The sequence below is a fragment of the Rhizobium sp. Leaf384 genome (assembly GCF_001424065.1).
Lineage (GTDB): Bacteria > Pseudomonadota > Alphaproteobacteria > Rhizobiales > Rhizobiaceae > Ferranicluibacter.
Genome location: NZ_LMQE01000001.1, coordinates 1,292,344 through 1,317,390, shown reverse-complemented (window position 1 = coordinate 1,317,390; position 25,047 = coordinate 1,292,344). Strand labels below are relative to the sequence as shown.

Annotated in this window: 20 protein-coding genes and 1 pseudogene; 12 read left to right on the top strand and 9 right to left on the bottom strand. The window is 64.4% G+C overall.

Going from position 1 to position 25,047, the window contains the following annotated elements; translation table 11 throughout:
* Positions 1-74 precede the first annotated feature (74 nt).
* Together ASG25_RS05995 and ASG25_RS05990 are read left to right on the top strand one after the other, a co-directional pair.
* Positions 75-1,106, top strand: a complete 1,032-nt coding sequence (locus ASG25_RS05995) for a glycerophosphodiester phosphodiesterase family protein (protein WP_062470578.1) — start codon at positions 75-77, stop codon at positions 1,104-1,106.
* A 173-nt stretch (positions 1,107-1,279) separates the two neighbouring features.
* Positions 1,280-2,326, top strand: coding sequence for a Tim44 domain-containing protein (locus tag ASG25_RS05990; RefSeq protein WP_062470576.1), 1,047 nt, complete (start codon positions 1,280-1,282; stop codon positions 2,324-2,326).
* 169 nt (positions 2,327-2,495) lie between these two features.
* On the opposite strand, the gene ASG25_RS05985 is transcribed toward ASG25_RS05990, so the two are convergent.
* The 3 genes from ASG25_RS05985 to ASG25_RS05975 all read right to left on the bottom strand — a co-directional run bounded on the left by ASG25_RS05985 (position 2,496) and on the right by ASG25_RS05975 (position 7,804).
* Complete coding sequence (locus ASG25_RS05985; RefSeq protein WP_062470573.1) at positions 2,496-4,709, bottom strand: 3-hydroxyacyl-CoA dehydrogenase NAD-binding domain-containing protein; 2,214 nt, start codon at positions 4,707-4,709, stop codon at positions 2,496-2,498.
* 13 nt (positions 4,710-4,722) lie between these two features.
* Positions 4,723-5,931, bottom strand: coding sequence for an acetyl-CoA C-acetyltransferase (locus ASG25_RS05980; protein ID WP_062470570.1), 1,209 nt, complete (start codon positions 5,929-5,931; stop codon positions 4,723-4,725).
* Positions 5,932-6,007: 76 nt separating this feature from the next.
* Positions 6,008-7,804, bottom strand: a complete 1,797-nt coding sequence (locus ASG25_RS05975; RefSeq protein ID WP_062470567.1) for an acyl-CoA dehydrogenase C-terminal domain-containing protein — start codon at positions 7,802-7,804, stop codon at positions 6,008-6,010.
* Between the two features lie 371 nt (positions 7,805-8,175).
* On the opposite strand from ASG25_RS05975, the gene ASG25_RS05970 reads away from it, so the two are divergent.
* The 4 genes from ASG25_RS05970 (at position 8,176) to ASG25_RS05955 (ending at position 14,361) form a co-directional block, all read left to right on the top strand.
* On the top strand, positions 8,176-12,093 hold the full coding sequence (locus ASG25_RS05970; protein ID WP_244479342.1) for a peptidoglycan-binding protein: 3,918 nt from the start codon (positions 8,176-8,178) through the stop codon (positions 12,091-12,093).
* 207 nt (positions 12,094-12,300) lie between these two features.
* Positions 12,301-13,227 carry a sulfite exporter TauE/SafE family protein gene (locus tag ASG25_RS05965; RefSeq protein ID WP_062470561.1) on the top strand — a complete coding sequence of 309 codons (927 nt, stop codon included), beginning with the start codon at positions 12,301-12,303 and terminating at the stop codon, positions 13,225-13,227.
* Complete coding sequence (locus ASG25_RS05960; RefSeq protein WP_062470558.1) at positions 13,227-14,015, top strand: TIGR02186 family protein; 789 nt, start codon at positions 13,227-13,229, stop codon at positions 14,013-14,015. The genes ASG25_RS05965 and ASG25_RS05960 overlap by 1 nt, the downstream gene beginning before the upstream one ends.
* A gap of 109 nt (positions 14,016-14,124) precedes the next feature.
* Positions 14,125-14,361: an Lrp/AsnC ligand binding domain-containing protein gene (locus ASG25_RS05955; protein WP_062470555.1), complete on the top strand. Its 237-nt coding sequence runs from the start codon at positions 14,125-14,127 to the stop codon at positions 14,359-14,361.
* A gap of 42 nt (positions 14,362-14,403) precedes the next feature.
* Here the strand turns inward: ASG25_RS05955 and pdeM are convergent, their stop codons facing one another.
* Both pdeM and ASG25_RS05945 read right to left on the bottom strand, forming a co-directional pair.
* Positions 14,404-15,132: a ligase-associated DNA damage response endonuclease PdeM gene (gene pdeM, locus ASG25_RS05950; protein ID WP_062470552.1), complete on the bottom strand. Its 729-nt coding sequence runs from the start codon at positions 15,130-15,132 to the stop codon at positions 14,404-14,406.
* A 107-nt stretch (positions 15,133-15,239) separates the two neighbouring features.
* Positions 15,240-17,828, bottom strand: a pseudogene (locus tag ASG25_RS05945) (ligase-associated DNA damage response DEXH box helicase); the annotation flags it as partial.
* A 236-nt stretch (positions 17,829-18,064) separates the two neighbouring features.
* On the opposite strand from ASG25_RS05945, the gene ASG25_RS05940 reads away from it, so the two are divergent.
* On the top strand, positions 18,065-18,286 hold the full coding sequence (locus ASG25_RS05940; RefSeq protein WP_062470548.1) for a hypothetical protein: 222 nt from the start codon (positions 18,065-18,067) through the stop codon (positions 18,284-18,286).
* 86 nt (positions 18,287-18,372) lie between these two features.
* Positions 18,373-18,672 (top strand): Rmf/CrpP family protein, encoded by a 300-nt coding sequence (locus ASG25_RS05935; RefSeq protein ID WP_062470545.1) that lies wholly within the window; start codon positions 18,373-18,375, stop codon positions 18,670-18,672.
* A gap of 34 nt (positions 18,673-18,706) precedes the next feature.
* Here ASG25_RS05935 and ASG25_RS05930 read toward each other — a convergent pair whose 3' ends face one another.
* On the bottom strand, positions 18,707-19,339 hold the full coding sequence (locus ASG25_RS05930; protein ID WP_062470543.1) for a YitT family protein: 633 nt from the start codon (positions 19,337-19,339) through the stop codon (positions 18,707-18,709).
* Positions 19,340-19,541: 202 nt separating this feature from the next.
* Positions 19,542-20,501, bottom strand: coding sequence for a methyltransferase domain-containing protein (locus ASG25_RS05925; protein ID WP_062470540.1), 960 nt, complete (start codon positions 20,499-20,501; stop codon positions 19,542-19,544).
* A 201-nt stretch (positions 20,502-20,702) separates the two neighbouring features.
* Here ASG25_RS05925 and ASG25_RS05920 point away from each other — a divergent pair, with 201 nt between their 5' ends.
* From ASG25_RS05920 to ASG25_RS05910, 3 genes are read left to right on the top strand one after another with little or no spacing between them, the layout of a single operon-like run.
* On the top strand, positions 20,703-20,969 hold the full coding sequence (locus tag ASG25_RS05920) for a DUF6460 domain-containing protein (protein WP_062470537.1): 267 nt from the start codon (positions 20,703-20,705) through the stop codon (positions 20,967-20,969).
* A gap of 2 nt (positions 20,970-20,971) precedes the next feature.
* Complete coding sequence (locus ASG25_RS05915; protein ID WP_062470534.1) at positions 20,972-21,478, top strand: CAP domain-containing protein; 507 nt, start codon at positions 20,972-20,974, stop codon at positions 21,476-21,478.
* A gap of 47 nt (positions 21,479-21,525) precedes the next feature.
* Entirely contained in the window at positions 21,526-22,896 is a 1,371-nt protein-coding gene (locus ASG25_RS05910) for an MATE family efflux transporter (RefSeq protein WP_062472280.1), read from the top strand.
* Here ASG25_RS05910 and ASG25_RS05905 read toward each other — a convergent pair.
* Positions 22,875-23,960, bottom strand: coding sequence for a quinone-dependent dihydroorotate dehydrogenase (locus ASG25_RS05905; protein ID WP_062470531.1), 1,086 nt, complete (start codon positions 23,958-23,960; stop codon positions 22,875-22,877). The two genes, ASG25_RS05910 and ASG25_RS05905, sit on opposite strands and share 22 nt — an antisense overlap.
* Complete coding sequence (locus ASG25_RS05900) at positions 23,957-24,304, bottom strand: DUF952 domain-containing protein (RefSeq protein ID WP_062470528.1); 348 nt, start codon at positions 24,302-24,304, stop codon at positions 23,957-23,959. The genes ASG25_RS05905 and ASG25_RS05900 overlap by 4 nt, the downstream gene beginning before the upstream one ends.
* Positions 24,305-24,627: 323 nt before the next feature.
* Here ASG25_RS05900 and ASG25_RS05895 point away from each other — a divergent pair, with 323 nt between their 5' ends.
* Positions 24,628-25,047 carry a hypothetical protein gene (locus ASG25_RS05895; RefSeq protein ID WP_062470525.1) on the top strand — a complete coding sequence of 140 codons (420 nt, stop codon included), beginning with the start codon at positions 24,628-24,630 and terminating at the stop codon, positions 25,045-25,047.

Here is a 25,047-nt window from a genome sequence, read left to right as displayed (position 1 = left end):
ATCGCAGCTTCACGGCACTGTCACGACGGACTTCTAAGCCCAGCGGACCTGCAACCGTCCAAGGGGCTCGCACGATGCGCTGGACCGGTATCCTGATTTCCGCCGCCGCCTGCTGCGTCGCCATCGTCGCGACCTTGCCAGCCCAAGCGGTGGACAACACGCGAACCGACCGCATTCTCGAGCGCCTGAGGAATGCCAATGCCTGGCGCAACCACGTCATGGTGGTTGCCCACCGGACCGGATGGAAGGAAAACGGTCGCATGATCCGCGCCGAGAACTCACTCGATGCGGTCCGGAACGCGATTGCGCTCGGAGCCGAGATGATCGAGCTCGATGTCCGCAGATCCTCCGACGGCACGCTGATCCTGATGCATGATGACGATCTCGATCGCACGACGACCTGCCGCGGCGAAACCCGCAAGACCTCTCTGGCGACGCTCAGAACCTGCAGGCTCGTGGTCGAGTCCGACGGTCGCGTGACGGACGAGACCGTTCCGACGCTGGAAGAGGTCCTGCTCGAGACCCGCGGCCGCATCCTCGTCAACATCGACAACAAGCTGACGCCGGACATCCTGCCACAGGTTGCACGACTGGCCCGTCGCCTCGGAATGGCGGAACAGATTCTCGTCAAGGAAAATCTCTGGAACGACAGGCGGATCGCTGAGGCGAAGGCTGTGATGGCGTCCGTCGGGTCCGATGTGACGTTCCTGCCGATCCTGGCAGACGACGCCGTACGCAATGCGGACTTCATGGCGAAGGCAACGGCAAGCTTTGGCGCACCGGCTGCGGAACTGGTCCATTGGCATGCCGACGATGCCCCGGAAACCCGCGATGGCGGCGTCCTGTTTTCCGCCAAGGCACGCGCTGCGGCCATCAAGGGAAACTGGCACCAGTGGGTCAACACCTACACGATCATCAATCGTGCCCCGGGCATGCAGGCAGGCGGTCGCGGAGACGAGCGGGCTGTAATCGACGGTAGGCCGCTCGAAAGTTGGGGCTTCTGGATCGACCATGGAGCAACGATCATACAGACGGACGAGCCGAAAGCCCTGATCGCCTGGCTGGACGAAAACGGTTACCGTGTCCCCTACGATCTGACGAACTGATGCTCGAGGGCCGCAGGGGCGGATATGATCTCTACGACATGACGAGCCGGCGCCCTCACGGCGGATGCCGTTTTCGTGATCACGCGGCAAAACCCTTTCAAGACGGCGTGCTCGTGCCCATATATTCGCCCTAAGGGTCTTTCGATCCGGTTGAACGATAACGGGGATGCGGCATGTCAGGATTGAAGAAGTTTGCGGTTTTGTCGGCGGTTGCGATGACGCTTGTCATCACGGCGACAGATTTTGCCGAAGCGCGCCGTGCAGGTGGCGGTTTCGGGAGCCGCGGCACGCGCACCTTCTCGGCGCCGCCCGTCACCCGCACGGCTCCCAATGCGCCGGCGCCGATCGATCGCACCATGACGCCCCAGGCGACTCGCCCCAACGCGGCGCAGAACCAGCCGGGCGCGGCGCAGACTGCGCCTGCACGTCGCCCCGGCGGCTTCTTCGGCGGCTTCGGCGGTTCGCTGCTCGGTGGCCTTGCCCTTGGCGGCCTGCTCGGAATGATGATGGGCAACGGTTTCGGCGGCGCGGCCGGCTTCCTCGGCATGCTGCTGCAGCTCGCCCTGATCGCCGGTGCCGCGATGCTGCTGATGCGCTTCTTGCGCAATCGCCAGCAGCAGCCGGCAACCGGACGTGCCGGCGCGGCCGCCGGCAATGCGAACACCGGTTCCTACAACGGTTATGCCCGTGACGCCGCGAACGATCCGCAGCGCGGCAATGCGCAGTCCTCGCGCGGCCCCGGTTTCGCCATTCCGCGCATCGGCGGCGGTGCGGCACCGCAGGCGCAGCCGGCCCGGTCCGCTGCCGTCTCGGATGAACTCGGCATCGGCCAGGCCGATCTGGAGCGCTTCGAAGCCATGCTGAAGGACGTGCAGACGGCCTATGGCGCCGAGGACTATGGTGCCCTGCGCCGGCTCACGACACCGGAAGCCATGTCCTGGCTTGCCGAGGAATTGAGCGAGAATGCCACGCAGGGCCGGCGCAACGAGGTTCGCGACGTTCGTCTCCTCCAGGGAGATCTGGCGGAATCCTGGAGAGAGGAAGCCGGCGAATTCGCAACAGTTGCCATGCGCTATGAGAGCATCGACGTCACCCGCGACCGGAATACCGGCAAGGTCGTCGACGGCGACCCGGATCGCCCGACCGAGGCGACGGAGCTTTGGACCTTCTTCCGCCGCCCCAATACGCAGTGGCAGGTCTCGGCCATCCAGGCAGCCTGAAACGGACCATTGGAATGACGAAGCCGGCGCAGAACATGCGCCGGCTTTTTTCGTGTCGTGAGACGATGGTGCGGGATCGACAGCGCAGTCAGGGGGCGAAACGATCAAACCCCGGCGTGAGCCGGGGTTCGCTAGCGTCGGGAGTACTAAAGCGGCCATCTCGGCCCGGTCAGGCTGCGGCCGCCACCTTCGCGTAAGGGTCGAACCGGCCGTAGAAGGTCTCGCCTTTGGCGGCCATGTCTACCAGCAGTTGCGTCGGCGCGAAGTGGTCGCCATAGCGTGCGGCCAGCCTCTCGCACAGGGCGACAAAGGCCTTGGCGCCCATGCCGTCGATGTAGGACAGCGTGCCTCCGGTGTAGGGCGCAAAACCGAAGCCGAGAATGGAGCCGACATCGGCTTCGCGCGGATCGGTGACAATGCCTTCTTCGACGGTGCGGGCGGCCTCGAGCGCGATGGTGACGAGGAAGCGGTCCTTGATCGTCTGTACGTCGATCTCGTCGGCCGGCGTCTGCGGATAGAGATCCTTCAATCCCGCCCAGATGTGCTTCTTGGCCGGCTTTTCCGGATAATCATAGAAGCCCTTGCCGTTCTTGCGTCCACGCCGGCCGAGGTCGTCGACGAGTTTGTTGACGAGAGCGAGGTGGGCCGGATCGACCGCCTGTGCCCCAAGATCGGCAACGGTCGCCTTCAGGATCTTCTGCGACAGGTCGATGGCGACTTCGTCGTTGAGCGAGAGCGGGCCGACCGGCATGCCGGCCATCTTGGCAACGTTCTCGATCATGGCAGCCGGCACGCCTTCGATCAGCATGTCATAGGCTTCGTGGATATAGCGGAAGACGCAGCGGTTGACGTAGAAGCCGCGGGTGTCGTTGACGACGATCGGTGTCTTCTTGATCGCGGCGACATAATCGAGCGCCCGGGCCAATGCGGCGTCGCCGGTTTCCTTTCCGAGAATGACCTCGGTCAGCATCATCTTCTCGACGGGCGAGAAGAAGTGGACGCCGATGAACTGGGCCGGCCGTTTCGATGTCTCGGCAAGGCCAGTGATCGGCAGCGTCGAGGTGTTGGAGGCAAAGATCGCATCGGGCGAGAGCACGGCTTCAACGGCCGCGATCACGTCCTTCTTGACCGTGCGGTCCTCGAACACCGCCTCGATCACGAAGTCCGCAGTCTTCAGGTCCGCATAGTCGGCCGACGGGGTGATCAGGGCCAGAAGCTGCTCGCCCTTTTCCTGCGTCATCCGGCCCTTGGCCACACTGTCCTTCACGAGGTTTTCGGAATGCGTCCGGCCCTTGGTGGCCGCTTCGAGGTCGCGGTCGATGAGCGTGACGGGAATTCCGGCAGCGGCCGTGACATAGGCGATGGAGGCGCCCATGAAGCCGGCGCCGACGACCCCCACATGCCGAAATTCCGATTTTGGAACACCGGCCGGGCGGCGTGCGCCCTTGCCGAGTTCCTGCATGGAGATGAACAGCGAGCGGATCATCGAGAAGGCCTCGGTGGTCTGCAGGATCTGCGTGAAGTAGCGCTGCTCGATCTTGAGGGCCGTATCGAACGGTACCTGGAGCCCTTCATAGACACACTTCACGATGGCGAGCGCACCCGGGTAATTGCCGTAGGTCTCGCGGCGCAAAATGCCGGAAGCTGCCGGCCAGAGCTGGGCGCCCGCCGCGCTCCACATGGAGCCGCCCGGCGCCTTGAAGCCCTTCTCGTCCCAAGGCTGGACAGGCTTCAGGCCGTTCTTGATCATCGCCTTGGCAGCATCGATCAGGGCCTCGGGCGCCGCGAGCTCGTGCACGAGGCCGAGAGCCCTGGCACGCTGGGGGGTGAGGGTCTGGCCGGTCGTCATCATCTGCAGCGCATCCTGCGCATTGGTCAGACGCGGCACGCGCTGCGTACCGCCGGCACCGGGAAAGATCCCAACCTTGACCTCGGGCAGGGCGATCTTGACCGCCTTGGAATTGGATGCAGCGCGACCGTGGCAGGCGAGCGACAGCTCGAAGGCGCCGCCCATGCAGGTGCCGTTGATGGCGGAAACCCATGGCTTGCCCGAGGTTTCGATCCTGCGGAACAGGCCTGTCATCTCGCCGCAGAGTTCGAACAGCTTCTCGGCCGCGGTGTCGGGGTTCTTCTTCTTTTCCTCGGCTTGGAAGGTGAACATGCCCTTGATCATCGAGAGGTCGGCGCCGCCCGAGAAGGTCGACTTGCCCGACGTGAAGACGACCCCCTTGATGGCCTCGTCCTTCACGACCGCGTCGTTGATGGCAGACAGTTCCCGCAGGACGTCGGCCGTGAAGACGTTCATCGACTTGTCGGGCATGTTCCAGGTGACGAGTGCAATCCCGTCGCCATCCGTCTCGATGGTGAAATTGGTGTATGTCATGATTGTCTCCCCCTCAAACGCGTTCGATGATCGTGGCCGTGCCCATGCCCGCTCCGATGCAGAGCGTGACGAGGGCCGTGTTGAGGTCTCGGCGCTCGAGTTCGTCGAGCACCGTGCCGAGGATCATCGCACCGGTCGCCCCGAGCGGATGGCCAAGGGCGATGGCGCCACCATTGACGTTGATGATGTCATGGGAGATGTCGAAGGCTTGGCAATACCGCAGCACGACGGCGGCAAAGGCCTCGTTCAGCTCGAACAGGTCGATATCGCCGATGGTCATGCCTGCGCGCTTCAGCAGCTTTTCGGTCACGTCCACCGGGCCGGTCAGCATCAGCGCCGGGTCCGAGCCGATGTTTGCAAAGGCCTTGATGCGGGCGCGAGGCCTGGCTCCGATGCTCTCGCCGCCGGCCTTGGAACCGACGAGCACGAGGCCGGCGCCATCCACGATGCCCGAGGAGTTGCCCGCGTGGTGGACGTAGTTGATCTTCTCGATTTCCGGATGCGCCTGAATGCCGACGGCCTCGAAGCCGCCCATCTCGCCCGGCATCTGGAATGAGGGATTGAGCCCGGCGAGGGTCTGCATCGTCGTCGTCGGACGCATATGCTCGTCCTTGGCGAGAATGACGATGCCGTTCTGGTCCTTCACCGGAACGACGGAGCGGTCGAAGTAGCCGTTTTCCCAGGCGACGCCCGCGCGGCGCTGGCTCTCCACGGCATAGGCATCGACATCGTCACGCGAGAAGCCGTACTTCGTGGCGATCAGATCGGCAGAGACGCCCTGCGGCATGAAATAGCCTGGAAAACTCACGGAGGGGTCCATGTACCAGGCGCCGCCCGACATGCCCATGCCGACGCGGGACATGCTCTCGACCCCGCCGGCGATGACGATGTCGTCCGCACCCTGGGAGATCTTGCCGGCGGCTAGATTGATGGCATCGAGGCCGGACGCGCAGAAGCGCGAGATCTGCAGCCCGGGGGCCCGGGTCGAGTAGCCTGCTTCGAACGCCGCCGCCTTGGGAATGACGGCGCCGGCTTCGTAGACCGGATCGACGCAGCCCATGATGATGTCGTCGACGGTGCTCGTATCGAGACCGTTGCGGTCCCGCAGCGCCTCGAGCATGCGGGCAGCAAGGCGGGGCGTCGGGACTTCATGCAGAGCGCCGTCCTTCTTGCCGCGACCGCGTGGCGTGCGCACATGGTCGTAAATGAATACGTCAGTCATGATCCCGTTCTCCCAATCGGCACGAAGCCGTCGATATATCCTTGGAGGCGATGAAACGTGAGGTGGCGGTCGCGTGTCAGAATGCGGCGGCGTCGAGCGCCATAAGCGTATCCGATCCCGCTTCGATGCGCGAGCGGCGCAGGGCCGTCTCGGGCAGGATCCGCTCCATGTAGAACGTCGCCGTCACCAACTTGTTTTGCAGGTACGTCTTGCGGTCGCCGGCACCTGACGCCAGAAGGTCCTGCGCGGTCTTCGCCATCTTCGCCCACATGTAGCCGAGGATGACCAGCCCGCTGAGGTGCATGTAGTCTGTCGAGCCGGCTCCCGCATTGTCGGGCTTTGCCATCGCGTTGGACATGAACCACATGGACGCCGACTGCAGGTCGTTCAGGCTCTTCTTGAGCGCCTTGGTATAGGGGTTCATTCGCTCGTCATTGCGGTTTTCGTCGCAGAAATCGCCGATCTCCTTGAACAGCGTCATGATGGCGCGGCCACCGTTAAGGCCAAGCTTCCGGCCGACGAGGTCGAGCGCCTGGATGCCGTTGGCGCCTTCGTAGATCATGGCAATGCGTGCATCGCGCACATACTGGCTCATGCCGTGCTCTTCGATATAGCCGTGCCCGCCATAGACCTGCTGTGCCATGACGGCATGGTCAAAGCCGCGGTCGGTCAGGACGCCCTTGAGGATCGGTGTCAGGAGGCCCAGCAGGTCATCGGCCGTCTGGCGCTCCGCTTCGTCTTCGGAGCGATGCGCAATGTCCGACTTTAGCGCAGTCCAGAGCGTGAAGGCCCGGCTGGCTTCGTTGAAGGCGCGGATTGTCATCAGCACGCGGCGGATGTCCGGATGGACGATCAGCGGATCGGCCTTCTTGTCCGGCGCCTTGATGCCGGAGAGCGAGCGGCCCTGCAAACGCTCGCGCGCATAGGCGACAGCGTTCTGATACGCCGTCTCCGAGACCGAGAGACCCTGCAGGCCGACGCCGAGACGGGCCTCGTTCATCATGACGAACATGGCGTTCAAGCCGCGATTGGCGGCACCGATCAGGTAGCCCGTCGCGTCGTCATAGTTCATGACGCAGGTCGAATTGCCGTGGATGCCCATCTTGTGCTCGATGGCGCCGCACGTCGCGCCGTTGCGCGCGCCCGGCGTGCCGTCGGCCTGAACGATGAACTTCGGCACGATGAAGAGCGAGATGCCCTTCGTCCCCTCGGGGGCGCCTTCGATGCGGGCAAGGACAAGATGGACGATGTTGTCGGCCATATCGTGTTCGCCGGCGGAGATGAAGATCTTCTGGCCGGAGATCTTGTAGCTGCCATCGGCCTGCGGCACGGCTTTGGTTCGCAAAAGCCCCAGATCGGTGCCGCAGTGCGGCTCCGTCAGGTTCATCGTTCCCGTCCAGTCGCCGGCGATCATCTTCGGCAGATAGGTGGCCCGCTGCTCGTCCGTGCCATGCTCGATGATGGCGGCGATGGCCCCCTGCGTCAGGCCCGGATACATGGTGAGCGACATGTTGGCGGACGACATGTATTCGCCGATCGCCGTGTGGAGCGTGTAGGGCAGGCCCTGGCCCCCAAACGCTTCCGGTGCGGCAAGGCCCAGCCAGCCGCTCTGGCGGTAGAGGTCATAGGCTTCCTTGAACCCTTTCGGGGTGGTGACCGAGCCGTCCGGATGGCGGACACACCCCTCCTGATCGCCTGAAAGGTTCAGGGGAAACAACACTTCCTCGGCCAGCTTGGCGGCTTCGCCGACGATGACGTCGAGCATGTCCGGCGTGACGTCCGAGAAGCCGGGGATATTGTTGTAGCGCTCGATGCCGAGCACGTCATTGAGAATGAAAAGCGTATCCTCGACCGGGGCCTTGTAGATGGGCATCGACTGTCTTCCTCCTGCGGCCTATCCTCATTAAGGCCATTCATGAGGGCACTCTATTAAAAACTGACGTGCGCGTAAACGTCAAATTGGCGACCGGTGCGTTTTGCCCGAAAATTACGGTCGCGGGCAGACTGAGACTGTCGGCAAAAACTAACCTTTTCGTGTCCAAGCCCCGAAATCGGGTGAGAGGTTAACGGCTTGTTTACCACGTTCCGTGAAAGTGGCGCGAGAGGTCAATGCTGCTTGTTCCGTTCCGAGTCGTCCGCAGCGTGTCCACCGGCTCAAGGGGCCTGACCCTTCGGCCGCGTCCGGGGAATGCCAGGCAAAAGGCGAAAGCACATATGAACGGATCGCGATCAACTCCTCCCCGGATGGGCACCCCGGCCGATGACCGTCAAGACGGTCGCCATGGCGAGCGTTCCTCACTGGAAGCCCTGAACCGCACGATCGAAGGTCTGGAGGCCCGCATCGAAGGCCTGATCGCGCCTGCCAAGCGCGAGACGCGCCCGCCGGAAGCGGCCCGCAATGGTGTTGGCGCTGCAGCCGAGCGGCCTGTCTCCCGCGCCGATGCCATTTCCGAAATCCTCCAGCGTCAGCGCGCCCTGAGCGCCACGCGTCTGGAAAAAGCAACCGAGCGCCATCGCATCCAGACGCGCGCGCCGTCCGCTCCGGTGCCGGCCCCTTCCGAGCCGGCCCCCGCGCGGGTCTCCGCTTCGAGCCCGGCCCTTGCACGCGGCTCCGACCGCTTTGTCGCGCCCGCTTATGACGATCGGCAGCCGCCGCGCCCTGCGCTGGACGACGATCTGTCCATGCGCAGCCATCGCGAGCCCGCCCGTACAGCGTCGCGCCCCGTCTTGCAGCCGGTCGCCGCTGCCGTGCCGGAGACGGCCGTCCGCGATATCGCCACGGCGCTGGTTGGCCTCCGTCAGGATCTGAAGCGCGACATCGAGCAGGGTCTCGCGCGCGAAATGTCGTCGCTGCGCAACGAGATGCATGGCATCGCCGCAGCCGCGACGCAGGGCGATGCGCTTGCGCAGGATATTCGCCAGGACCTGCAGCGCCTTTCGCTGTCGCTCGCTGACCTCGGCCGCCAGCCCACGACCTCCGAGAGCAATGCCCTGCGCGCCGATCTGGAAGAGATGCGCGCGATGATCGACGGTCTTGCCCGCGAGGAAAGCGTGCGCCGGATGGAGAGCCGCTGGACTGGCGTCGAGGATCGGCTGAACGTGTTCGATGCCGCCCGCGATGACGAACTCGTGGCGCTCGCCTATCGCCTGGACGAGATCAAGTCGCAGCTCGGCACCATGAACAACGGCCCAGCGCTCTACGCCCTGGAAGACAAGCTTGTGGCGGTCGCCCAGGCGATCGACCTCATCGGCCGGCACATGCAGCCGGACGATCGCCGCTTCCAGGAACAGTTCGCCGATCTCGATGCGCGTCTCGACGAGATCAGCCGCGCCATCGTCGCGAGCGGCCGCACGGCCTCAACCTCCGACAGCCCCGGCGTGACCCGGGTCGAAAGCCGTCTCGTCGACCTGTCGCGCCAGATCGACGATCTTGCCTATCCTGCCGACAACGGTCTTGCAGCGCGCATCGAAGCCTTGTCCGCGCGCGTGGAAGACCTCGTCAACGCGGAGGCGGCCGCGCGTCTCGAAGAGCGGCTCGATCATCTCTCCGCCATGATGGAACGCGCCGAGCGCGCCGCCGTCCAGCCGGACCTCACCGGACACCTCGCCGACATCTCCGCGAAAATCGACGCGCTCGACACGGGCGATGTCAGCCATACCCTGGCCCGCCGCTTCGACGACCTCGCGCGCCGCATCGACAATCTCGACAGCTCCCCAGCCTTGCCGGACGATCGCTTCCTGCGGCTCGAAGGCCAGCTGTCAGGCATTGCCCAGCGTCTCGACGAGACGCATGCCGCGCCCTACGACGATGGCGAGGTCCTGCGCAGCCTCCAGGATCAGATCGCCAATCTCTCCTTCCTCATCAGCCAGCCGCGCGAAACGACACCTGCGGTTCCGGCCGAGGTCGAAGGCCGCATGAACGCGCTGGAAGATTACCTCGCCTCGAGCGACGAATACATCATCGAAGCTGCCCGGCAGGCGGCCGAAGCGGTGATGGAAGCCTATACGCGCAATGGCATGACGCAGTCGGCATCTCCGGCCCTGGGCGATATTGCCGCCATCTCGGCTCTCGCGGACGATCTGAAGACGCTGGAGGATCTGAGCCGGTCGAGCGACGAGCGCACCGCCCGCACCTTCGAGGCGCTGCACGAAACGCTTGTCCACATTGCCGACAAGCTGGAGCGTATCGAGGAGCGTGCGTCTGCGCCGATCGTCCGGGACGAGGCAGCCCCGACATTCGGCCGTCGCGACACGGCCGCGACGATGCCGCGCGCCGAAACGCCCGCCTTCCTGGAGCGCGGCGAGGTCGACGACAGCTATGGCGATCTGACACGGACGATGCACGCCACCGTCGCGATGCCTGCCGACATTGCGTCGCGGATGCCGATGGAGCGCGATACATTTGATCATCGCGATCGTCCCGCTGCCGAGGATGCCGTCACCGATCCGGCGCATCTTGCAGCTGCGGACATGCGCGAGCCCCAGGGCCTCGTCCCGGTCGAGGCAGCCGTTGTGCGCACCGGTCTTCTCTCCGGCCTCACAAGCCGCTTTGCCGGCAAGCGCGCCAAGCAGGCAGCTCCCGCCGTCGAGCGCCGCTTCGTCGAGCCGACGCCGCCGATCGATGCGCTCGAAACCATCAACCCCGAAGCCGCCAACCAGCTCCTGGAGCCGGGCTCCGGCACGCCGGACGTCAAGAAGATCCTGGAACGCGTCCGCGCGGGCCAGGCCGCGCGCCCATCTGTTGCGAGCGAGGGCGACAAGTCGGATTTCATTGCGGCGGCCCGGCGCGCAGCCCAGCAGGCAGCCCAAGAAGTCGATACCGGCAATCGCACGGCAGCCCGCCCCGGTGCCGCGCCGAGCGCTCTTGCCCGCCATCGACGTCCGATCCTCATGGCCGTCGGAGCCGTGCTCCTCGCCATTCTGTCCTATCCGCTCGTCAGCACGCTGATGAAGACCGAGCAGACGGCAGCCCCGGTCACGGCGATCGAATCGCCCGTCGACCGGGATGCGGTCCCGGCCGATCAGGCGTCTGGCCAACAGGCACCGGAAAGCGCCTCCGGGACGGCCCCGGCGCTCGCTGCGCCTGCAGCCGACGGCGGGCCTGTCACCGAGGCGTCCCCCGGAACGCAGGAGGAAGGCGTCGCGCCGCTGAGTTCGTTGCAGCCGCAGGGCCAGGCGACAGAAGGCAGTGCTTCCATGGCCGGGCAAGCCGAGGCCCAGCCCGTAGCGCCTGCTGCCAAGACCGTCGCTCCCGAAGCGTCCACGTCCGCGGAACCGGCCGTCTCCACGGCCGCAGCGCCCGCCAGTGTCGATGTGCCCACGGAAATCGTGCCCGTCGCGCTTGCCGATGCTGCCCGCGCCGGCGATCCCAAGGCCTATTTCGAAATCGGCGCGGTCTATACCGAAGGTCGTGGCGTCAAGGCCGACTTTGCCAAGGCTGCGGAATGGTATCAGCGCGCTGCGGATGCCGGCGTGGTGCCTGCCCAGTATCGTCTCGGGAGCCTGTACGAAAAGGGCACCGGCGTTCCCCGCGACGCTGCCAAGGCCCGCACGCTCTATCAGAAAGCAGCCGAAAGCGGCAATGCGAATGCCATGCACAATCTGGCGGTCATGCTGGCCAGCGGCAATGGCACGACCCCGGACTTCACCCTTGCCAGCATGTGGTTTGCAAAGGCGGCCGATCTGGGCGTCCGCGACAGCCAGTTCAACCTCGCCATTCTCTATGCGCGCGGCAACGGCGTCGCCAAGGACCTCGTGGAATCCTACAAATGGTTTGCGGTCGCGGCTGCCGACGGCGATACCGACGCGGCGCAGAAGCGCGACCAGGTCGAGAAGGAGCTGTCCCCCGATCAGTTGACGGCGGCCAAGGCCAAGGTCGCAGCCTGGAAGCCTGCAGCCCTCGATCCCAAGGGCAACGACACGACCGTTCCCGATACCTGGGTCGGCAAGGGCACGAAGACGTCCTCCGTCGACATGAAGAAGGCCGTCCGCAACATTCAGGCGATCCTGAACAATAACGGCTTCGATGCCGGTACGCCCGACGGTGCGCTCGGCACGAAGACGGTCAATGCCATCAAGGCCTTCCAGACCTCGATCGGCCAGGAGCCCAACGGTCGCATCACCGACGCGCTTGTCAAGGAACTGCTGAAGCGAAACGGCTGACGCATCGACCGACCCGTCGTGTCTCCGAGAGATCGGCGACGCGCGGGACATCGAACTTGCGGCAAGGCGCGTCTCGTCTCGAAGAAGGTCCGAAATACGGCCGTCGTTTAGAGATTATCCAGCAGCTCGCTGCATACTGCGGCAACGGCGCGACCTCCGAAGGGTCGCGCCGCCCGTTCCGCTCTGTTTGATGCTTGAGGTCCGGCCGTGACGATCTACCTGCCCATTGCCGAATTGTCGGTGAACGTGCTGATCATCCTCGGCATGGGGGCTGCCGTCGGTTTTCTCTCCGGCATGTTCGGCGTTGGTGGCGGATTCCTGATCACGCCATTGCTGATCTTCTACAATATTCCGCCGGTCGTGGCCGTCGCCACCGGCGCAAACCAGGTCGTGGCTTCCTCCATCTCCGGCGCCATCACCCATTTCCGCCGCGGCACGATCGACATCAAGCTCGGGACCGTCCTTCTGCTCGGAGGTCTGGCAGGTGCGACGGTCGGCATCTGGATCTTCGCCGCCTTGCGCCGCATCGGCCAGCTCGATCTCGTAATCTCGCTCGCCTACGTCTTGCTGCTCGGCTCCGTCGGCTCGCTGATGCTGGCGGAAAGCATCAACGCGATGCGGCGCGCCAAGCGCAACGAGGCCATGCCGCTGCGTCGTCCCGGCCACCATGGCTGGATCCACCGGCTTCCCCTCAAGGTCCGGTTCAAGAAATCGAAGATCTATCTCAGCGTCATCCCGGTGGCCGGCCTCGGCTTCTGCATCGGCATTCTCACCTCCGTCATGGGCGTCGGCGGCGGCTTCATCATGGTGCCCGCCATGATCTATCTCCTGCGCATCCCCACCAATGTCGTCGTGGGCACGTCGCTGTTTCAGATTATCTTCGTCTCCGCCTACACCGTCATCGTCCAGGCGACGGCCAACTATACGGTCGATATCGTCCTCGCCTTCGTCCTGATGATCGCCGGGGTCATCGGCGCGCAATATGGCGTGCGTGTCGGCCAGAAGCTGCGTGGTGAGCAGCTGCGGGCGCTTCTGGCCCTGCTGGTTCTCGCCGTCGGTATCCGCCTTGCGGTCGAACTCGTTCTGCCGCCTGCAGACGTCTATTCCGTCATCGCGTCGGGGTCGGGCTTCTGATGCGGTCCTTCCTTGCAGGCCTCGTCGCCATTCTCATGCTGGCACTCCCCGCGGCTGCGCAAACCGGGGCCGAAGAGTTCACGGAGAAGCTCGATATCGGCATCTCCACCGACGAGATCGCCATTACCTCCGACTTTCGGGGCGCGGATCTGACGATTTTCGGCGCGATCGACGGTTTCGCGCCCGATCTTCTGGCGCAGGGAAAATACAACATCGTCGTCGCGCTGGAGGGCCCCAAGGAAAGCGCGACCGTCCGCAAGAAGCGGCGTGTGTTCGGCATTTGGGTCAACACGCAGTCGATGACCTTCGAACTCGTACCGGAATCCTACTCCCTGTCGAGCACGCGGGACATCGACGCCATCGCGCCGGCCAACGAGATGAACAATATGGGGATCGGCGTGTCCCACATGACGCTCAGTCCCATCGGCTATATCGGCGACGGCAGCAGCGTCACGGAGTTTCGCAACGCCTTTCGCCGGCTGCGCGAAACGAGCGGCGTCTATCAGCGCGATCCCGGCGGCGTGCAGTTTATCTCGGCTAGCCTGTTCAAGGCGTCCGTGCGCCTGCCTGCCGACGTGCCCAACGGCGTTCACGTGGTGCGCGCCTACCTCTTTCGCGACGGCGTGTTCGTGGCCGCAAAGGCCCTGCCGCTCCGGGTCATCAAGACCGGGCTCGAGGCGACGATCACGGAAGCGGCGCACAAGCACCCCTTCTTCTATGGCCTCTTTGCCGTTCTGCTGGCCGTCATCACCGGCTGGGCCGCCAGCGTCGCCTTCCGACGCGACTGAGAGACGACGGCGGCCCTTGGGTACGGGCGGGCTGCTTCAGGGGCAAGGTACGGTTCCATAGCGCACGATTCTGTCCTATGTCGTGCGAAACATCTCAAGGACAGCCCTCATGAAGCCGATCTTCGTTCAGCTGCAATGCGCCCCCGGCAAGACCTACGAGGTCGCCGACGTGATCTACCGCAAGGAAATCGTGTCGGAAATGTACTCCACCTCCGGCGATTACGACCTCATCATCAAGGTCTACATCGAGGAAGGCCAGGACATCGGCAAGTTTATCAACGACCACATCGCCACCGTCCCCGGGATCATGCGATCACTGACGACGCTGACGTTCAACGCGTTTTGAGGGTAGGGCGCCTGCAGTGCCGTTCCGTGGCAAGCTGAGGGATCACCCCCGCAGGTTGGCAAACCGCACCGAATAGATCCGGTCGCGGCCGAGCATGTGGGCGGTCAGCCTCGCAGCGTCGAACAGGCGGCAGATATTGGGGTGGGAAAGATCCATGCCGCCGGTCGTGACGCCGAAGGCCGGCATGACGAGGCGGCTGCCGTCGGTTGCGAAACAGGCGCGGCGCACCGATTTCTCGCGTCGGCGGACGATGGCGGCCGGGTGCAGGTGGCCGGCGATCTCCCCCGGTACGGCATCGGGGCTCGGTTCGTGGCGGAACGTGAGTCCGGCCAGGCGCACCTCGTCGAGCGAGGTGCCGGGCAGGGTGGCGGCGCCGTCCGGATCGTGGTTGCCGTTGATCCAGATCCATTCCCGGCCGCGCGCCATATCGACGATCATCTGACGAAACATGTCCGGCATCAGCGCCGAGCCGACGCGATCATGAAAATTGTCGCCGAGGCTGATCACGATCTTCGGATTGTGGCGGGCGATGATCGCCTGCAGGATCTTCAGCGTCGACAGCGTGTCATAGGGCGGCAGCATCATGCCGCGCCGGGCGAACGCCGAGCCTTTCTCGAGGTGCAGGTCGGACACGACAAGCACGTCGTCGTCGGGCAGGTGGAGGCCCCCGAGCGGATCGCAGACGGCGGCAACGCCGTTGATGGCGATCCGTTCGGACAGGGCAGGATAGGCGTCAGCCGTGGTTCGGCTGGCATGGTAGAGGCGGTGCATCAGCGCGTCGTTCCCACCGGTCAACGTACCGGCTTGTCAGAGTCTGTCGAAAGAGCCTGCGAAGGTGCCGACATGCCGAGACCTTGCGAGAGCCCCGGGATATCGGCGTGTTCGCCCATCGCCTCAAAGATCAGCTCGTCGGCGGCTTCTGCCAGCAGCGCATCCGGTGCCTGGCCCGGCACGGACTCCCGACCGATTTCCAGCATGATCGGGACGGCGAGCGGCGAAACTTTCTCAAGCGGACGGTGAACGATGTGGCTCTTGATTCGCACCAGCATATCTCCAAGCCGTCCGATATCCAAAAGCCCTGTTGCCGCATCGTTGCGGGTCGCTTCCAAGAGAATGTGATCCGGCTCGTGGCTGCGCAACACGTCGTAGATCAGGTCGCTGGACACTGTCACCTGACGCCCGGTCTTTTCCTTGCCGGGATGCCGAGGTTCGATCAGCCCTGCGATGATGGCGCAGTTGCGAAACGTGCGCTTCAGCAGGTAGCTCTCGTCCAGCCAGGCCTCCAGGTCGTCGCCCAGCATATCCTCGTCGAAAAGATCCGGAAGGGACGGATGACCAGCCTCGAAGGCCTGTGTCATATCCTCCATGCCCCATATGGCCAGGGAATAATCCGTCGCAACGAAGCCCATCGGGTTCAGTCCGGCCCGGTCCAGCCGGCGTGTCAGCAGCATGCCGAGCGTCTGGTGGGCAAGCCGGCCCTCGAAGGCATAGGCGACCATGAAGTAGCGGTTGCCATAGGGAAAGGTCTCGATCAGCAGTTCGTCCTCGCGCGGCAGCATCGACAGGTCGCGCTGGATGGCCAGCCAGTCGCGCACCTGCTGCGGAAGATCGGCATGAGCCTCGGGATCCGCCAGCATCCGGCGCACCTGTGCGGCGAGATAGGTCGAAAGCGGGAACTTGCCGCCTGCATAGGACGGGATCTTCGGGTCGAGCTTGTAGCCTTGCGTCACGAGGCACTCGTTTTCATGGATGCCCTCGAACCGGATGACCTTGCCGCCGAACAGGAAGGTGTCGCCCGGCGACAGCATCTCCAGGAAGAACTCCTCGACCTTTCCGAGCGAAAGGCCGCCGCGTCCCATGCGCGCCTTGCTCGCCATCTTGCCGACGAGCCGCACGTTCAGCATCGGCGATTCGATGATGGTACCGATGTTCAGCCGGTATTGCTGCGCCACCTTGCCGTTCGAGACCCGCCACAGCCCGTCCGCCGTCTTGCGGATGCGGGCATAGCGTTCGTAGGTCCGTAGCGCATAGCCACCGGTTGCCACGAAATCGATGATGCGCTCGAAGGTCTCCCAGCTGAGTTCGGCATAGGGAGAGGCGCTGGTAATCTCGTCGTAAAGCGCCAGTGGGTCGAAGGGCGCGGCGCAGGCCATGCCCAGAACATGCTGGGCGAGAACGTCAAGAGCGCCCCGCCCGACCGGCGGCGTGTCCTGCGCGCCGAGATAGTTGGCATCGAGCGCCGCCTGGCACTCCATCACCTCGAAACGGTTCGCGGGAACGAGGATCGCCTGGCTCGGCTCGTCCATGCGGTGGTTGGAGCGGCCGATGCGCTGGGCGAGGCGGCTTGCCCCCTTCGGTGCACCGACATGGATGACGAGGTCGACATCGCCCCAGTCGATGCCCAGGTCGAGCGTCGAGGTGGCGACGACGGCGCGCAGACGGTTTTCCGCCATGGCTGCCTCGACCTTGCGTCTCTGGCCGACATCGAGAGATCCGTGGTGAAGGGCAATCGGCAGGTTGTCGTCGTTGATGGTCCAGAGGGCCTGGAACAGCCGCTCCGCCTGGTTGCGGGTGTTGACGAAGAGAAGGGCGGTGCGGTGCCGCTTGATGGCCTCGTAGACCTCCGGCATCGCATAGCTCGCCGTATGGCCGGACCAGGGTACGCGGACCTCGCTTGCGAGAATGGAGATATCGGGTTTCGCCCCGCCTGCGACGGTGATGACCCCTGCCGCCGCGTTCTGGTCTGGGGACTGCGCCACGAGCCAGCGCTGCAGGTCCATGGGATCGGCCACCGTTGCCGACAGGCCGATCGTTTTCAGACCCGGCGCAAGCCGTCTCAGCCGCGCGAGACCGAGCGCCAGGAGATGTCCGCGCTTGGAGGTGACCAGCGAGTGCAGCTCGTCGAAGATGACATAGTCGAGATTCTTGAAGAACCGTTCGGCTTCGCCATTGGCGATCAGCAGGGCCAACTGTTCGGGCGTCGTCAGGAGGATGTCGGGCGGATCGAGTTTCTGGCGCTGGCGCTTGGATTGGGGCGTATCGCCGGTGCGGTTCTCCACCCGGATCGGCAGCCCCATCTCACCCACCGGCGTCATCAGGTTGCGCTCGATATCGACGGCCAGCGCCTTCAGCGGAGAGATGTACAGCGTGTGGATGCCGTGAAAGCCGGAGCCGGGCGGGATCCGGCCGCGCTCGGTGAGCGACACCAGCGAGGGGAGAAATCCGGCCAGCGTCTTGCCGGCCCCGGTCGGCGCAATGAGCAGCATGCTCTCGCCGCCGCGGATCCGCGCCAGAAGATCGAGCTGATGCGGGCGCGGCTGCCAGCCCTTGCGCGAGAACCAGCGCAGGAAGGGTTCGGGCAGGGCAAAGGCCGGCGATGCGGGCTTAACGGACGGGATCTGTTTCACGCGTTCGAATGTAGAACGCGGAGGCCCTTCTTTCCAGACGCTGGCATCCTCGGGCTTCATGCCCGGCGCCTTCCTCGGCTCCATCCTTTGGCGCTGGCATCGTCGTCATCTCGCACCTTCGCGATCGTCTTTCTGATCAAAGCGCGATGTCGCGGTCCGTGTTTCGGAAAGGCTCGGCGCTTTGCCGGGGAAACGGAAAGGTCCGAAACCGTTCAAGGAACCATCGAATTCAACACTCGTTTGTCCTCCACAGCAAATAGCCGCAGAGGCAGGCCGAACGTCGAAAGGACGGCACGATGGAACGCAAGGACACGACCCCGGACGACAACAAGATCCTTCAGGAACCCGCTGAAGGGGACCGCGCCATGATCGATCGCGAGCTGGAGCGCAAGGACGGCGGCAACGTGGCGCATCACGACAACGCGGACGACACGGGAAAGGCAGCCGGCCTGCACGAGACCGTTCGCAAGGCGATGGACGAGGCGGCGCCTCAGACCGGCGTCCGGCCAGGACCCTGAAGCAAACCCCTAGAATTGATAGGGGTATTTTACGGATGTATGATAAAAGAGGGCTATTCGCGAAATAGACGGAAAGGAGAGAGCCGATGACCTTCAGTGTCTCAGGATCGCGAGGCGATCCGAGCCTCCCGCGGATCGACGAAAAGCGCGCGCTGCCCGCTCTGGCGGTCCTGCGCCACATCGAGGCGAAGCTGAAGCACGGCCTGCCGACGGCCGAGGAGCCAGCGGAGGTCGAGCCCGTGCTCACGCAGGACGATATGGCCCGCTTGCGATGCGAAGGGCGTAACGCGGCATTTGCAGGATTGTCGGCGAGGTCCTGCCCCTACGCCGTGTCCAGCCGCGCACAGCGCGAGGCTTGGCTGGAGGGTTTCCATACGTCGAGGTGATGCAGACGATGTTCCTCGACGTGAGAGACTGCTCTTACAAGGCGATATAGCGGTCCGCACGGTGATTGATCGTGAGAAACAGATTGAGCGCGACGGCACCGAGCACCGAGTAGAATACCACAGACGGGATCGTGACGAAGAAGGCAGCGGTGAGCACGCAGAGATCGATGGCGAGCTGGACAAGCCCGGCGCGGATGCCGAAACGCTCCTGGAGATAGATACCCAGAATACCGACGCCGCCGAGGCTGGCGCGGTGCCGATAAAGCGCCAGCAGCCCGTAACCGAGCAGGAGGCCGCCGAGAAGGGCAGCCCAGGCCGGATGGATGCTCGAAATCACGAAGACGCGCGACTGCATGTCGGCAATGACCGATGTCAGGCCGATGGCAATGAAGGTCTTGATGGTGAAGGCCCATCCCAGCCGCTTCAGCGAGAGATAAAAGAACGGCAGGTTGAGCAGGAAGAAGGCAAGGCCAAAGTTCACGTCGAACGCGTAGTGCAGCAGAAAGGCGACGCCCGCCGTGCTGCCGGTCAGAAGCCCAGCACTGGCCAGGATATAAAGGCCCAGCGCCGACACGAGACTCCCGGTAAAGACCCCCTGCACATCCTCGATCGGCGTATGGCGCGCGGCATTCGTATTCCAGAACCCGAGGGCTGAAATCAAGGACATGGCGTTCGCTCCGAAAAGGCGTTGAGGGCGATATCGACAGGCATAAAAGCCTGACCCGGTGTCAGGAATGCTCGTGCTTCACCAAGGCTGGCCATAGGCCAGGTGCCCTTGGAAGTGCCGGTATCATCGGCGTTTCCTGCAGGTTTGCAAGGCGAATACGTAAGGATTGCTGACCTATTTTAAATTCGCAACAAAGCGTCGTTCAGGGGCGCTTGCGTGAAAGAAACAGGATGCCTGCGATATCCTCTACGCCATCTTTGCGAATGGTGGCCCGCGCGACGTCCATCACCTCCAATCCGGCCGCGTTGCAGAGGCTGCGGACATAGCGTTCGGCATGGGCATAGCGCAGCGACGGACGCAGGACGAAATCCGCGCCGGAGCCGCTGGTGGGCGGCGCCTCTGCGTCCTCGACGGAAAACGCAAACAGACCTCCGTCCTTCAGCAAGGCCGGCGCGATGGCAAAGACGGCCAGGAGATCGCCGAGATACATCAGCACGTCGGCTGCCACTGCGAGATCGGCGCGGCCTTCCGGCCGGTCGGGAGCGATCAGGCCGGAGGCCGCGAGCGGTCTGGAGAGGTCGGCCTCCCCCAGATGGTCATAGAGATGCTTTTCCGCAGCCTTGCCCAGCATGTTCGACGAAAGGTCGTAGCCCTCCAGTGCTCTCACGCGATGTCGGATTTCCGCACCCAAGAGGCCCGTACCGCAGCCGAGATCGATCGCCCGTTCCAGCATCGCGCCGTCCGTGCAGCGCTCGATCATGGCCGCCAGCCGTCCGGGAACCGTATATCCCAGACGTTCGACGAGCGCGGCATCGAACCGATCAGCATAGTCGTCGAAAAGCCGCGTCACATAGGCACTGGAGGCCTGCCCGGGGACAGCGTCGACGCCCAGCACGGCGCGCTTGAGGCGGGCGCCGAACATGTCTTCGGGGTTGAGGTCGAGCACGCGGGCAAGCGAAGCCGCGGCCGCCTTGGCGTCCCCGGCCTTTTCCTCGTATTCCGCAAGCCGGTACCAGCCGGCGGCCCAGTCGGGCACCCGCTCCAGTGCCTGGCGCATGAGATCGGCTGCTTCCGCATGATCGCCGCTCGCACCGAGCATCTGGGCATATTCGGCGCGCCGGTCGGCGAGAAGGTCGCCGGAGGACAGTTGATGCGGGTTCATGGTCGGGCTCCAGTGCCGAAGGGCGCGCGATGCATAGGCTGTCGCCGGGAGCCTGAAAAGGGAATTCGTGTCGAGGTCAGGCTACGCCGCGATTCCGCCTACAATCCTTGCGACAGGAGGCCGCGACCGCTACATGCGGACGGGCCGTTGAAGGCCCGGCACCGGATGACCGCGCGCAACAGCCCGAGGAGACGAACAGGCATGGCGGATGGTTTGAACAGGTTTCTCGGCGATACGCCCGGCCGGGTCATCGTGAAGCTGCTGGTCCTCTCGCTGATCGTCGGCTTCGTCATGACCGTGTTCGGCTGGACGCCCTATGGCATCTTCCGCAGCATCCGCGATTTCGTGCTCGACCTCTGGTACACGGGTTTCGACGCGCTGGGCGATGTCGGCGAGTATCTGCTGATCGGCGCGGCGGTGGTGATTCCGATCTTTATCGTGCTCCGTCTGCTCAGTTTCCGTCGCTAGCGATGCCGTTTTCTCCTTCGCAGAATCGCCGCACCTTTTTGACGGCTGCAGCTCTCCTTGCGCTCGGCGGGATATCCGGCTGCAGCACCACATCCGTGCTTTCCCCACCCGGTGACGGAAGCGATCAGACGGAAGCGACGCTTGGCCTCATCAACGGTTTGCGCAAGGAGCGCGGACTGAGCCCTCTCGCGCGCGATCCGGCTGCCGCAAACGCTGCGCTGTCTCAGGCCGATCGTATGGCGAAAGCCGGCAAGATGGCCCATCTGATCGGGATCACCGACAATTTCGGCACGCGCATGCGAAGCCAGTCGGTCAGCCTGCCGGCAGCCGAAAACATCGCAGTCGGCCAGGCGGATGCGCAAAAAGCCTATCTCGCCTGGCTGAACTCGCCAAAACATCTCGAAAACATGCTCGGTCCGGGCTATTCAGGTCTTGGCGTTGCCGTCATGCGCAATCCCGCTTCCGGCAACCGGCCCTATTGGGCCATGGTGCTCTCCTCCGGCACGTAAAAGCCTGGGGAGGTCGTCCAACGGCATGACATCGAAGGTGGATGGACATGACGTCAGGACAAGCGAGAAATGACGAAAGCCGGCTGACATCCGACAGCGCGGGGGCCTTCGAGGTCACCCATCGGCTCATCCTTTCCATCGCCGTGCCCATGACGCTCGGCTTTCTCACGACGCCGCTTCTCGGCCTCGTCGATACCGCCGTCGTCGGGCGCTTGGGCGATGCGACGCTGCTGGCGGGCCTTGCCGTCGGGGCCGTCGTCTTCGATCTCATCTTCGTCACCTTCAACTTCCTGCGCTCCGCCACGACGGGACTGGTGGCGCAGGCATTTGGGCGCGGCGACCGGCGCGCGGAGCAGACCGTCTTCTGGCGCTCGATGACCATCGCGCTCACGGCGGGTTTGGCAACCATCGTCCTGTCGCCGCTTCTCCTCTCGGCGGGGCTGGCTTTGCTCGATCCCGGCGATGCAGTGGCGGAGGTCACGCGCACCTACTTCCTCTGGCGCATCCTTGCCGCCCCCGCATCGCTGGCCAACTATACCATTCTCGGTTACGTCCTCGGGCGCGGGCAGGCAACGCTCGGCCTCCTGCTGCAGACGCTGATCAATGGCGTCAACATCGTCCTGTCGATCACGCTCGGGCTCTACGCCGGCTGGGGTGTGGCCGGCGTCGCCATTGCCACGCTGACCGGCGAAATGGTCGGCGCACTGATCGGCTCCGTGGTCGTCGTTTCCCGTTTCGACCCGACGGCGCGGCCGACATGGCGAGAAATCGCCGAGCGGACCGGGCTGGCGCGTCTCTTCGCGCTGAATCGCGACATCATGATCCGGTCCTTCGTGCTTCTCGCCGTGTTCCTGGTGATGACGCGGGTCGGCACGACCTTCGGGCCGGTAACCCTGGCGGCCAATGCCGTGCTGATGACGATCTTTCTCGTGGCCGGCTACTATCTTGACGGTCTTGCCAACGCCGCCGAACAGTTGACCGGTCGCGCCATCGGGGCACAGTATCGTCCGGCCTTCGAGCGCGCGCTGAAGATGACGGCGGTCTGGTCCTTCGCGCTGGCGGCGCTGACGACGCTCGGCTTCTTTCTCTTCGGAGACGATATCGTCAATCTCCTGACCACGGCGCCGGATGTGCGCAGCATTGCCTACGCCTACACGCCGTGGGCGGCGCTGACCGCGACAACGGGCGCGCTCGCCTTTCTCATGGACGGTGTCTTCATCGGCGCGACCTGGTCACGCGACATGCGCAACATGATGCTGGCGGCCTTTGCGATCTATATCGCGGCACTCTGCGCCTTCGTGCCGTTCTTCGGCAATCACGGTCTGTGGGCGTCGCTCAACCTGTTCCTGCTCTGCCGCGGCCTGCTGCTCCTGTCGCGCATACCGCGGCGATCGGCTCAGACCTTTGCCGCCCAGTAGGCCGTGCGCGAATTTCGGATGTCGCGGATCGAGGCCAGCCCCTCGCGATCGCAGAGGCGCGAAAGGCCAGTGACGATACGGCCTGGTAGCGCCGGCCCCTCGAAGATCATGCCCGAATACAGCTGAACCAGATCGGCGCCCGCCCGGATCTTCTCTGCCGCCGTCTCGGCCGAACGGATGCCGCCGACACCGATGATCGGCATGTCGGGACCGACGCGCTGGCGCATTTTTGCCAGCACCACCGTGGAGAGGTCGAACAGCGGCTTTCCGGAAAGACCGCCGGCCTCCGCCGCGAGTGTCGGATCGGTCAGCCCGCTGCGCGCAAGCGTCGTGTTGGAGACGATCAGCCCGTCGAGCGGATGGGCCAAGGCTTCCGCGGCGATATCGTCGAGGCCCTCGTCGCTGAGATCGGGCGCGATCTTCAAGAATACCGGCAGCCGGCGTTTCACTTTGCGTGCTTCGATATCCCGCGCCTCCAGCACGGCTGCCAGAAGGGCAGACAGGCTGCTGCGGGCCTGGAGGTCGCGCAAGCCGGGCGTGTTCGGCGAGGAGATATTGGCCGTGAAATATCGCGCCACCGGCGCAAAGCATCGGATGCCCAGAACATAGTCGTTCACCCGGTCGGTGCTGTCCTTGTTGGCGCCGATATTCACGCCGATCAGCGGATCGCTCCGACAAGCCTTCAGCCGATCGAGCGCTGCGGCATGCCCGTCATTGTTGAATCCCAGCCGGTTGATCACGGCCTCATCGCGAACCAGCCGGAAGATGCGCGGCCGGTCGTTGCCCGTCTGGGGGCGGGGGGTCACAGTGCCGATCTCGGTAAAGCCGAAGCCGAGGCGCAGAAGTGCCTCGGGGACTTCCGCGTTCTTGTCGTAACCGGCGGCCATGCCGAGAGGGTTGGGAAAGCTGATGCCCGCCACCGACTGGCGCAAGCGCGGATCCGCCGATGCCGCATGCGATGGCACGAGGCCAGAACGCAGGGCCTTGATCGACAGTCCGTGTGCCGTTTCCGGATCGGTGAGAAACAGGGCGCGCCGCGCCAGGGTTTCCAGATGAGCCTTCATGCATCGAGCTCCGGAATGATGTGCGTGCCGTCCGGCGCCAGCGGGAGAGGCTGCTCCGACAGGACGGCCGTCATGGGAAGCGGTCCGTAGAGATGCGGAAACAGCGCTCCGCCGCGCGAGGGCTCGTAGATGAGGGCTTCACCGAGCCTCTCGCCGTCGATGGCGACCAGCAACAGGTCGTCCTGCCCGGCAAAGTGACGACGTGCGGTTTCCGCGACCTGGTCCGCGGTCGAGAAATGGATGAAGCCGTCCGCGAGGTCGACCGGCGCGCCGTCGAACGATCCGGCGGCCTGTGCGTTTCGCCAGAGTGACGTTGGCACGATTTTGTAGATGATGCCGGACATGCTGCTTGCTCCTCGTCGTTCGATGCGCGCCAGGCAGACATGATCTGCAACCGGCAGGGCAACGCTTCGGGCTCCGTCCTCGGGTCGATCTCCGATCGCACGCCGTCGCATAAGGCGAGAAGCGTCGCAACGAGACAGGCCCCGCAAGGCGGGTCGCCCCCATGCCGTGGACTTGCCGTAAAGCGGCGTAAAAGTCCACCACTCGTCAACCATGCGTGCCACGTGACACGCCCGAACGCCAAAGCCCAGGAGGATCTGCCGCCATGACCAAACCCATGACCCGCCGTTGCCTCGCACCGAAACGCCTGTCCTGTGCGACTGTGATGCTTCTGATCGGCGCTGCCCCGGTCTTTTCCGAGGAACCGATGCCGGGTCGCTACAGCATGCAGAAGACCGATACAGGCATCGCACGGCTCGACACGCAGACGGGCGAAGTCACCCTCTGCCAGGAAAAGGCGGGCGATCTCGTGTGCCGGATGGCCGCCGATGAGCGAACGGCCTATGACCTGGAACTCGAACTCCTCGAAAAACGTGTAGACGCCCTGGAAAAAGCCGCAAGCGAACCGCCGCGGGCCTTGTCGCCGCGATTGCCGACGCAGGAAGAGATTGACCAGACCATGGGCATTATGGATAGAATGTTGCGCAGTTTCATGGGCATTGCCAAGGATTTCGGTCGCGAGTGGCAGGGGGAGGAGAAAACCCCGCCCGCGGCCGACTTGGAGGGCGATCTCCGGAAGACGTGA